General features: G+C 48.0%; 7 protein-coding genes and 1 pseudogene. 3 read left to right on the forward strand and 5 right to left on the reverse strand.

Annotated features, from left to right (window positions below):
• Nucleotides 1–43: 43 nt before the first annotated feature.
• Nucleotides 44–112, forward strand: a pseudogene (locus ACT4MF_RS02000) (DUF7559 family protein); the annotation flags it as partial.
• Nucleotides 113–230: 118 nt separating this feature from the next.
• On the opposite strand, the gene ACT4MF_RS02005 reads toward ACT4MF_RS02000, so the two are convergent.
• The 4 genes from ACT4MF_RS02005 to ACT4MF_RS02020 form a co-directional block, all read right to left on the reverse strand.
• Nucleotides 231–449: a hypothetical protein gene (locus ACT4MF_RS02005; protein ID WP_444681564.1), complete on the reverse strand. Its 219-nt coding sequence runs from the start codon at nt 447–449 to the stop codon at nt 231–233.
• A 21-nt stretch (nt 450–470) separates the two neighbouring features.
• Nucleotides 471–767 carry a hypothetical protein gene (locus ACT4MF_RS02010; protein ID WP_444681565.1) on the reverse strand — a complete coding sequence of 99 codons (297 nt, stop codon included), beginning with the start codon at nt 765–767 and terminating at the stop codon, nt 471–473.
• Nucleotides 768–1295: 528 nt separating this feature from the next.
• Nucleotides 1296–3455: a hypothetical protein gene (locus ACT4MF_RS02015; protein ID WP_444681566.1), complete on the reverse strand. Its 2160-nt coding sequence runs from the start codon at nt 3453–3455 to the stop codon at nt 1296–1298.
• 217 nt (nt 3456–3672) lie between these two features.
• Nucleotides 3673–4839: a BamB-related PQQ repeat family beta-propellar protein gene (locus ACT4MF_RS02020; RefSeq protein WP_444681567.1), complete on the reverse strand. Its 1167-nt coding sequence runs from the start codon at nt 4837–4839 to the stop codon at nt 3673–3675.
• Nucleotides 4840–5955: 1116 nt separating this feature from the next.
• Between ACT4MF_RS02020 and ACT4MF_RS02025 the strand changes: the two genes are divergently transcribed.
• Together ACT4MF_RS02025 and ACT4MF_RS02030 are read left to right on the forward strand one after the other, a co-directional pair.
• Nucleotides 5956–6474 carry a hypothetical protein gene (locus ACT4MF_RS02025; protein ID WP_444681569.1) on the forward strand — a complete coding sequence of 173 codons (519 nt, stop codon included), beginning with the start codon at nt 5956–5958 and terminating at the stop codon, nt 6472–6474.
• Nucleotides 6475–6888: 414 nt separating this feature from the next.
• Nucleotides 6889–7644, forward strand: coding sequence for a tyrosine-type recombinase/integrase (locus ACT4MF_RS02030; RefSeq protein ID WP_444681570.1), 756 nt, complete (start codon nt 6889–6891; stop codon nt 7642–7644).
• Between the two features lie 38 nt (nt 7645–7682).
• Here ACT4MF_RS02030 and ACT4MF_RS02035 read toward each other — a convergent pair whose 3' ends face one another.
• The gene (locus tag ACT4MF_RS02035) at nt 7683–10574 is read right to left on the reverse strand and encodes an Eco57I restriction-modification methylase domain-containing protein (RefSeq protein ID WP_444681571.1); all 2892 of its coding nucleotides are present in this window, start codon (nt 10572–10574) and stop codon (nt 7683–7685) included.
• Nucleotides 10575–10863 lie beyond the last annotated feature (289 nt).

Here is a 10863-nt window from a genome sequence, read left to right on the forward strand (position 1 = left end):
CCGCCACGCCGTTTAAGCCCACGCCGCCACAACGTCTCCGTATATGCCATCGACGATGGAGGTCAAATGCGAGAGCGACGACTGCGAGCTCGACATGTTCGAGAATCACTACATCGCACATCATTAGTGAGTACGTCGTGATGAAATAAATCGCGGATCGAGATCTCTGATGTTACTGCTACCTCTGGTCATTTCCCTCTAGTACAGAATAATAGAGTAGAGAGCGTACTCTACTCTGTAGACTCGTTTATTGCGGTAGCAATCATAACCGTGATATGCTTTACTAGCAGATCCTCTTTAGCCACGATATACTCGTCTTTTCCATATACTGGTAGGGATTCATCAGCCCTCCAGTCGTCGAGAGCTTCCTGTACCGCGTCTTCTAGCTCATACCCTTGGTTTGGTTGATTCGATACCCGTTGCTCGTCGTTCTCTGAATAGTCGCTCATAAAAAGAGGTGCGGCTGTGTGTTACTCGTCGTCCTCTTCCGCTTGGAGGACTTCCTCTCTGTACTCTTCGAGATCTTCTTCGTTGAGTTCCATCCATTCCATTAGAGGAATGCTGTCACTCTCGAAGAGGTGTTTGGCGACGTGAGGAACCATCTCAGCGAAGAACTCATCTAGGTCGTTGAGACCCTCTCTCAACTGACCGCCACGCGAGGCGAGTCTATATGCCGCGCGCTGGCTTTCCTCGGATGAGTTGAACTCGATGTAGGTCTTGCTTCCGTCGTTGCTATCCTCGTTACTCAGGTGTTTGCTTGCTCCCATAGTTTGATCTCGTATATGCCCGCAGTCTTGCGATTTTCGCAAGCACGAGCAGAAGCCTTCTCGTGCCGCAATCATGTAAAGTTCTGGCTAAAGAAACAGAAATAAAAGTCGCGAAGAAAACAAAATTAAAAAGCAAAAAGCAAAGCAAGAAAATGGGAAGAGCGCTCTTTACCAATCCCTCCGGTGGGAGGACAGCTAGACCACATAAATGTATATTTTTATTTATTTTACTGTTGTGATTACTGGGGAGCGTTATTTCTCACTGTAATGGGGTTATGACTGGCCTGTAGAATCCATGGCTGCACACGGATCAGGGCTATAGACTCGTCCCTCAGATTCCATTGGCGGCGGGTTCTCAAACTGGACTTTGATCGATGGGATAGTTTGAAGAGCGAAAGGCCGTTTCCGACCGGCCATCTGCAACCTACTCCTGCTGAAATGCTGAACGCTATCTTCACCATCCAGCCGCCTTCATCGGATTCAGCAGAGCAGTAGTATCCACATCGGCGGCCAGCTTGTGGAATCCGGTTACGAGATGAGATCCGTGAACAGCTGGATCAGTTCGGAGATGGACCCCATGACGCCATTGCCTTCATCAGATTCAGTACTCTGAGTTGTATCTGATTCGCTGGCCTCCGTGTTTTCGGTCTCCTCCAAAGAACTCTCTGACTGCGTCTCTGCACCGTTGCTTGTCTCCGAAGCGGCCTCACTGTCGTCTTGATCAGTGTCTTCGCCGGTCGATTCGTTGTCGGACTCATCGGCTGTTTCGGCAGCATCATCACTGCCGTCCTGACTAGTGACTTCATCGGTCGATTCGTTGCCGGACTCACCAGCAGCCTCGACTGCATCCTCACCAGACTGTGTGATTGTAGAGACATCCTGGGTGGGGTTGGCTTGCCGTTCTAACATCGCTGACAGACCTGTGCTCTCTTGTGTGACCAGATCACTTACCGAAGCACTCTCAAGAGAGCCGGTTTTCTCAAGATTGTATGCCAGCACTACGACGCCCTGTGACCCGTGTCCGTCGATAGTACTGGCCGGGACGACTTCGCCTGTTACTTCGTACGTCCCTTTGCGCACTTCACTGAGCTGCTTTTGCGTAATTGATGATGCTGCTACTACTCCGATGAGGTCGTCACGGTTGTCCGGCAATGTGTTCCAAGCGACACCACCGTGTAGCACTGTGTCTACCGGTGGCATTTTCGTCCCTGTGGACTCAATCACGCGTTTGCTGCTGATTGTGTTCATGTATAGATTCGACTCAAATCGGACTGTATCGCCTTCGTAGGCCGCTGGGTTCGTCGAAAGGTCAGCGATCGACTCCTGTTGAGCGTCATGTTCCTCGTCGATGACGTACAGTATCGGCGTTCCTTGATCTGTCGCTAGTGTGTTGAACTGCTGTTGAGACTGAATAAATTCACCAGCAGGAGACTGAGGCGTAGCCACAATGCCAGACATTCTAACGGCCGTATTCTCCCAGTAATCCGTTTCTGTTCCGTAAGCCGTTGTGACAATATGCGGCTGGGAATAGTCACCTAAAACGCTGCCAGTCGTCTCGTCTTCTGCCTCTTTTAACGTCGTGGATGAGTGTTCACCGAGTGTCCCGAATAGCTCTTCGGAGCTGAGTGGGTCATCGACTAAGACACCAACGGTGGCTTTGTACTCACTTTGTTCGTCATCAAGAGCGATGCTCCGGTGGTTTGCCGTGAACTCAACGAACTCTCTCCGATAGTCGTCCGGGTCCTGAGATACCTCTTTGATGCTTGCTTTCGATGGATCCTGATACTCTACTTCTCTAGATAGAACCGGAGTCAGTTCTAAATCGGCCGTACCGTCCCTGTCGATCGAGATCCCTTCACGATCCGACTCGATTCCCTCAACTGAGGCGTACCCCTCTTTCGGCTTCTTATCGCTCAGTACGAGGTGTAACCCCTCTGAGGTGGCCAGTACGAACGCATATGGGACGGGATCCGCGCCCAGCGGGACATTCTCACGAACGTTATCCACTTGACTTTGAACCGACTCAGGGGCGACAAATACTGCCCCTTCTGTAGTGATCCGTGTCCCAAACGTACTAGTCGCATCGTCGAGCTCGTCACCAACCGACCAAGTGTCACTCTCCGTCTCCTCAGCATTAGTCTCGTCGTCACCCGACTCAGTGTCGCTCTGCGCCTCCTCGGCATCCGGCTTGTCGTCCGCTGATTCAGTGTTGTTCTGTGTCTCCTCAGTATCGGACTCGTTGCCGTCAACGACTGTCACCGACACCGACCGCGTGGTTCGATCAATCGTCGTAGTTTGCTCGGCTATCGCTCCTTTGCGAGTCAACTCTCCTGTAATCTCAAAATGAAGATCCTTAGATCCAGTTTCCTCGAATGAGTGAGTGACCGAGATGTCAACGCTTTCTCCATCTTCGAGACTTACCTTCTGTGTTCCTACCTCGTTGCCGTTCGCGTACGCCGTGAAGTCAACTTCAGCAGTCCAATCTGCGGGGAGTGAACGTATCGACGCACTCGATGTGAGTGTCATTTCATCTCCGACTTCGATTTCAGATGGTCCCGCTGGCTCGCCAATTTCTAAGTTAGAGGTATCTATTCCACTTTGACCTGCCACGGGAGCAGTCAGGGTTAGTGATGCTACTATTAGCATTACTACCACCAGAACCGTGGCGTTCTGCTCTAAGAATCGCATTGTCAGTTACTCAATATTTCAACGATAAATACCCACGGTCAAGAGTATCAATACCGAGAAACTGGTGATCAACAGCTCAGTATCAATGACTTTGACTGACTCGACTGGGCACGTGCGAGATTCAAATTGTTAGCACCAATCAGGAAGTCATGTGTCGCAATTACTAATCCAGCATCAAGAAAGAATACACCTACTAACGATTAATTGAAAGAGTGTTCTAATCTGAGCTGATCTGATACCCGACTAGTGAATTTGAACTATTCCCCATAACAACGCAGTTTCCTACGACAACTGGCTTAATATTGTATGGAGCTTCGATTGACTCTGTCAGTATTTTTTGACCATTCGATATGTCAATGCCTACAATTTCGTCGTAATCGATTCCGAACAGATAGCCCGAAAGTGTGTCATTACTCAAGCGGTCTATAGAAGTCTCAACACTCCAAATTTCACTTAACTCGCTGAGATCGAAGGCTTTTATCCCATCATCATCATAGTACAAAATATTATCAACAAGACTCAAATCATAGACAGTATTGCTGGTTGAAATTTCATGAGTTATATCACCGGATTGAGAATCAATAACGTATATTTTGTTGCTGCCATCCGCGTATACAACATCTGTTTGGGTCGTTGCTAACGTTCCTGGGTTTGCTTCTCCTGCGCCCTCAAACATCCACTCCTCTGATCCATCGTTTTGACTGACAGCAAATATCCCATATTCGCTTGTATTAATTACATTATTTTCAGTGATTTTAGGAACCGAAGATGTGTAGAGGGTGCCATCAAAATCATAATTCCATTCTTCCTGGCCGTTATCGGCGTTATATGCTTTGACGCCATCTGATCTAACAAAAACATATTCTCCATTGAGTGACGGAGATCCTGGGTTAAAACCATAGTCTGGATCAATACTCCAATTAATTTCTCCAGAAGCGATGTCAAAACTATACATATTGTTATCTGCCTCTTTGTTTGTGAATACACTATCCCCACGGGCTACCGGCGTGGCTCCAATTGCTTCATTAAATTCATGGGACCAAATTGATTCTCCACTTTTAGAATCGATCGCGTATAAATTCCTATTGGTGTTAGGAGCAAACAATATGTCCCCATTGATCTCTGGTGTCACCTCAAACGTATTGCTTGCCTCAAATTCGAATTTTTGGACCAGATCATATTGTGGCTCCGCAGGTTCTTGCTCATCTGATTCTTGTGAAGACGTTTCCGCAGTCTCTTCATCTGAATTTCCAGTCTGCGGTTCTGAAGAGGTATCAGATTCATCATCTTCATCAGATACAAGCAGTGGAAGTCCGAAACAGCCAGCGAGTCCAGCTATTCCAACTGCGCCAGTTGCTTTAAGTAAACCCCGCTTTTTGCTCATGTAGCAGAGCACTGGGCACTATTAGATAAACCCACGTTCCCGGTTACTATTTTTAATATTTTACCAGAGATTACCAAATGATTACCCAATGAAGGCGAAGAGTGAAAATCATTTAAATCTCCGAGTTGCCGAAGACAGTGGCATAAATCAACGCGGAGGTGGCGCGGGGATCGAATTCAGCGTTTTCCGACGTACTTACAGAGCACTCATCGTGATCTGGGTATAATAAATGTCTTCGACAGCATCAGAGTAGATCCCGTCGAGGATGGCGATCAGTTCTGGGTTTTCGACGACGAGGTCACTGGACCCTTCTTCGGGCGCAGCAATGTACGCAGCGAAGAGATCATCGTGGTCGTCAATAGTGATATCGTATGTTGCTGCGATCGTGTTCCGCTTGTTGCCCGTGAGACTGGTTTCGTATAGCAACGCTGTTTCGAGATCGTTCGTACATCGAACTGATCAGCAAAAGCGTCATTGAACGATTGGTCGTTCACGCCTATATTCCGGAAATACAGTGTGAGGGTGTTATCTCGCAGTGCCTGCTCACGATCGTTTTTCAATCTGAGGTGACAGCCGATTCGAGCGTCGTTCCGATCGTCGGGACGCTCGTGGAGAACATCGTTGTGTCGCCACCATCCGTGTTTGAAGATCATGACCCAGTGTGGGCTCGTCCCGCGGAACCACCAGTTGCCGATGGTATCGTTTGAGCATTCGAACTGGACGTGGTAGTCGCCTTATGAGTGACCGGTTCCGAGACCGGCTGACGCAAGTTGGTCAACAAGTCGTATTGGCCAGTTGTGCGTGAATGTTTCTCACTGGTTTTTGAACGTGGCCGTCACGTCAGCGATCGTTTCGTAGTGGTTGAGGTACAGTTCGACTTTCTCATCAACGTTGTCGGTTGGGTCTGACATACTTGCGATGGGGCGAATGTCGTCAGCGAATTCGTAGATTCATACGGTCGTTCGTTGTGGGTACTGTGGTGCGTTCTCGACGGTGAAATCGGTCAGGACTTGTTTAGCCCCTCGATTTGTATGAGGTACTGTTATCCTATCTAATTCAAGACCGTGAACAAACCCTATATTTACATTTTTGCGGTTGTTATGTATCTACGAAATAATGAAAGATAATCTAAATAGCTTAGAAAAATCTATACAATTCGCAATAGAAAATGTCGCTGGCCTTACTGCGAGTAGAACAGGCCCATTCATCGTGGGCTACATAGAATCAGAAGGCCCTGAGTATCCAAACGAACTGTTCCGTCAGTATAACCGCACATTAGACTCGATCGAGATGGATCTCTCTGTCTCGAACGCTGAACAGATTCGTAAGCAGGTCTGGTTTCTCAAAGAGGTCGATGTACTTGAAGAGGTGACTACTGACGTCCTAGAACTGGATCCAGAAGTTGAACGAGACGACTTTGATAAGAGGTACTACGACACGACAGAAGGTGTGGATACGAATTGGCTTGAGGAAGACGTCCGGAGTGTCGCATTAGCGTTAGCTGGCAGAGAACCATCTTCACTCCTTGATGCGCTCGATCAGCCTGAGCCCGCTGATATTCCGGCAGAGATTCTGAACCCGCAGCAATCCTACTACAAGCAGAATAATCTAGATTCGGCGTATTTGGAGCAGTGAAGCTCCCACGGCGAGTACGCGCGCGAAGACAATATGAACTATAGAGGGGTGGGGGACAGACGGGAACCATCGGTGAAGGGCTGGCAAGCACGCTAGTAAGTCGTCAAATCGGCAGAAGCACCCAGTATCTCGAGACGTTGACGTACAGTACCGGATAGAATCGGCACGTAGCGGAGAGACATATACACGATAACAATGAATTGGGATGAGTATCAAGGTAAAGCCAAACAACGATATGCCGAAGCCACACTACAAGATAGAAAGTCATGTCTTCGACTCTTTGATGTGTATTTGACTGCTTGCCACACGGACGGCATTGACGGTGAGGAAGCGATAGAGCGATTTCGGCAGTTGAAACGACCAGCTAGGGCGAGCTACCAGTTTTCAGAATACGATCCCGGAGCATTCGAGCAAGTGACCGAGTTCATCAGCGTACTATTTGCTCTCGACGACAGCCGAGAGATGATTCGGCACTACTTCGACTCGATCCAGTCCTATTGCGACGAGATGAATCTGGAGTGGTTTTCTGAGAGAGACTTCCGCAAGTACCGAGACCGGCGATTCAAGAACTCCGGTAGTGAGACTGTCTATGGGATAGCTGCTGATGAGAGGAACATCTACCGACTCAGCGAAGTGGAGACGATACTTGAGCATTCGAAGCCACCATATCGAGAGTTCTTCACTCTTCAATACCTTCACTGTCGTCGTCCGGGAGAAGTGCTGTTGCTGGAATCCTCCGACGTGAGATTGGAAGACGACATCGTGTGGTATCATATTCTTAAACAGCAGCGAGGGGAGGACAATCGAGAGTTCGTGAAGCTACGGAGTGATACAGAACGAGATGTACTGGAGGAGCTTACCGATGGAAAGCAAGAGCAACTGTTTGATGTAACTCCAAATGAGGTTCGAGAGGAGCTGCGAAGGATCCAGCAGGAGCACTCTCTACCACAGCTCAAACTCAAGGATTTCCGGCATACCCGTGTCTCTCATCTGAAGACAGTCGGCTGGGACGATCTCAAAATCAGAGATGAGTATACGAAGCACAAGCACCTGAGCACGTTACAAGATAAGTACATGGCCTACGTGCCAGAGGAAATAATCGAAGAGGACCTATGGAGCGTGATTTCTACAGAAACAATAGATGGTGATGATAGTCCTGAAGGCGATTAACGACCCCGATATAGCTGCTAAAATCTTCTATACCTGATTCAGTCTTCCTGCTCTTGTAAACCCTTTTCAACGATTTTTCGATCCTCCGCATTCAAGCCATAAAGCGAATACACTGCTTCATCAACCAGAGACTCAGTCACCTCAATCCGACTCTCCAAAAACACCTCACGATCAGCAACCTCAACATACTGCTTAAAACTAGATTCAATATCAGATAGCTTCGGAATCTCCAAATCTCGGAGACGCTCCATCAACGAATGCCGTGACGTAGTATACGGCAAGAACCCAGCATACGTTTTCTCCCTAGACTTCTCCAACGCAACCGGCAGATACTCCTCCAGAAGCCTAATTTCCGTATCAGACAAATCCAAGAATCGAAACGCACGCACCTTCTTTACATCATCCGAATCACCATCATCCTCACCCACCTTCACCCACAGGTCAACACTATCAAACCCTTCCTCAAGCTCAAAGCCTTCAACAACATACTGCGGCTCATAACCAGTCTCCGTCAACACCGTATTCTCCACACCTGAAACCGGCTGAGAAACCTCCTCAAGAGTACCCTCACTCTCAAACGGTTCAATATAACTCAGCAAATCAGTATTCAACTTAAACTTCTCATCATACCACCCACCCAACTTCTCAGCAAAACTACTCACACCATCATGAACAGCATCATCACACCCACCACGGACACCTCCCTTCAACTCATACAGAACCCAATCTGTTTCTCCGGTCTCCAAAGCCCTACTGTAAGCATCCATAATGTCTGAATAGATTGCTTCTCGACGGTCGGAGTCATCCTCAAAATCAATCACCGGGACTGGTAAATTCCTTGCGTCACCCACCATAATCCGGGGAAAAGACCCAGTAACGAAGCTCGAGATAATCTTATTCGAAACCCGAGGGAATATCCAGGAGATAGATTCGGAACAAAGCACTGCCAAGATGAAGTGCGTATCATATTTCGAGGTAGAAATAATGCCGAGAACCGACTTATCGAAACAAGACTTCTCTTCAGTGTAAGCAGCATTGAGCATCCGCCTGCTCTCATTAGTGATCTCCTGCATCAAAATCCGGGGACCAGTACAGAATCGTTTGGGAATTGAGTCATGGAGGTGATCACCTACCTTCAGATACTCTGCCCCATTCGGGTCAAAGTGATACCGTTCCACATGACGGCCTTTGAGTTCTAAGAAATAATCGTTTCCTCCCTTCTGATCTGAATGGAATGAACGGTTTTTCCGGGTCTGCTTGTCGTGCTTCGACTTGTTATAAGCCTGGATGCCAATACGGACCTCTGCAACCTGCGGCTCTAATTCGATACTCGTGCCTCTGATCTTGGAGAGGATCTGTTGCTCTTCAGGTGTTCCACGTATTTCAATTCGGTAATCATCCTGGTCCAACACTGACACCTGATCAAGAGTACGTATCTTCTGCAACTCGGGGAGATCTTCATTAGAATTATCTGCCATATAAGCAGATATAGAGCCGAAATCGTCTGTTTTCTCCGCCATCATGATAATTGTGTCAACGTCTACCCCTTCGAATACCCGTTCCTCGAACCGGATAATCGTCCGAACCCAGCAATTCGACAAAACAAACTTCCTCAACTCTTTCGCGTTCGGCTGAGTCAACCACTGCTGAGGAATAATATACCCGAATTGACCGTCTTGACGGAGTAAAGATAATCCTTTCTGAATGAACAAAGCGAATGAATCAATGAAGTACTCTGCAGTCTCAGTGTATTTCTCTTCAAAATATTCCTCAACACCCTCATCAACATTCCCGTAGGGAGGATTGCCTAAAACAACGTCAAACCCGCCTGGATCACCTATATCGTTCTCACCGCCTCCGTAGAACACTTGAGGGAACTCAAGACGCCAGTGGAAAAACCCGTGTTTAGACTCTAAGTCGCTCGCTGCTTGATAAAAGTCCTTAGCTACTATATCCTCCCACTTATCATCGTCATCAATCGCCCTTGCCATATTCTCAATCTCCCCCGACCGAACATCTACACCTAACTCTCTCGCGGAATGGACATCACAGATCGAGAGAATACGCTGATAGTAATCATCCTCCTTTATTTCCTGATACTTCTCCTCCATCTTCTTCACATCAGCCCGGCCTTCCATCTCAATATCAAGCAAGTCCTGGGACAGCTCGATAACGTGTTCAACCGCGGCTTGATGGTTCGTCCCCCAAGCACCCCACGAAGTCTGTTCCTCATCCACATTAACTGGTAACTCGTCTATTTCTTCTAAGTCAGACCCGATAAGCGAGTTTCCGTACTTCAAGTGGTGATCCAAAAATGCAAGAGGGCGCTCAGCTGCGAGAGTGTTGAGCCAGAGTGATACCTTCGCCAGCTCCACTGCCATCGGCTGAACATCGATACCATAGATACACCGTTGGGCTACACGCCGACGAACCCATTCGCTATCTACTTCATCCGAAAGGGAATCTACACCTTCATTTTCAACCTGTTGCTCCCGCGCCTCGAGAATTTCTGAAGCAAGGTAGTCCACAACCCCGGTCAAGAAATGCCCGCTACCCATTGCAGGATCTAAGATACTGAGATCAAATACTCTCTCAGTAAATCGATCAGCATACTCCTCTGCCGGATACTTCTCTCGGACTTCTTCCTTGATTTCGCTTAGAACAGGTTCCAGCGAATCCTCGACAATATATTTCACTACATATTCAGGAGTGTAGTAGGATCCGAATTCCTGCCGCTCATTTCCAGCAGGCTTGTACGAACGAAATACGTCCTCTTCTCGTTTCGTCGTCTTAAGATATACTTCCCCTTCCTCTCTCGTCGATTGGTCTTCGATCTCCTCGTCAAAATCAGATTGTGATATCCACCGTTCATTGTCGCCGTCTTCAATTGCTACCAGTGCTTCATCAGCAACGTCGAGATCGTATTCCAACAGACCTTCGTAAATGCTTCCAAGATGCCTGACTGAGAGAGATGAATAATCCGCATACTGGTGTTCATCTTCCGACTGAACTCCCGTCTCTGAAATCAGTTGAATGACTTTCGCTAAGTGAGCGTCTGAGACCCGGTTACTCTGAAGTAATTTGGATTCTGGCCGATCATCATCCGTTGTAGTTTAGCGGCGCGTCGGGGCGGTGTTTATGCAGATTGTTGAGCAAGACGGTGTTGAGTCGAATCGCTGATGAAGCGTGATCGGAGAATTGAACGGATGTTCTTCTGTC

The organism is Halorubrum sp. FL23, assembly GCF_052439115.2.
Taxonomy (GTDB): domain Archaea; phylum Halobacteriota; class Halobacteria; order Halobacteriales; family Haloferacaceae; genus Halorubrum; species Halorubrum persicum.

Excerpts from the sequence above, each read along its gene's own strand:
- ACT4MF_RS02005 (WP_444681564.1), bottom strand. The coding sequence starts at position 449 with ATGAGCGACTATTCAGAGAACGACGAGCAACGGGTATCGAATCAACCA.
- ACT4MF_RS02020 (WP_444681567.1), bottom strand. The coding sequence starts at position 4,839 with ATGAGCAAAAAGCGGGGTTTACTTAAAGCAACTGGCGCAGTTGGAATA.
- ACT4MF_RS02025 (WP_444681569.1), top strand. The coding sequence starts at position 5,956 with ATGAAAGATAATCTAAATAGCTTAGAAAAATCTATACAATTCGCAATA.
- ACT4MF_RS02015 (WP_444681566.1), bottom strand. The coding sequence starts at position 3,455 with ATGCGATTCTTAGAGCAGAACGCCACGGTTCTGGTGGTAGTAATGCTA.
- ACT4MF_RS02010 (WP_444681565.1), bottom strand. The coding sequence starts at position 767 with ATGGGAGCAAGCAAACACCTGAGTAACGAGGATAGCAACGACGGAAGC.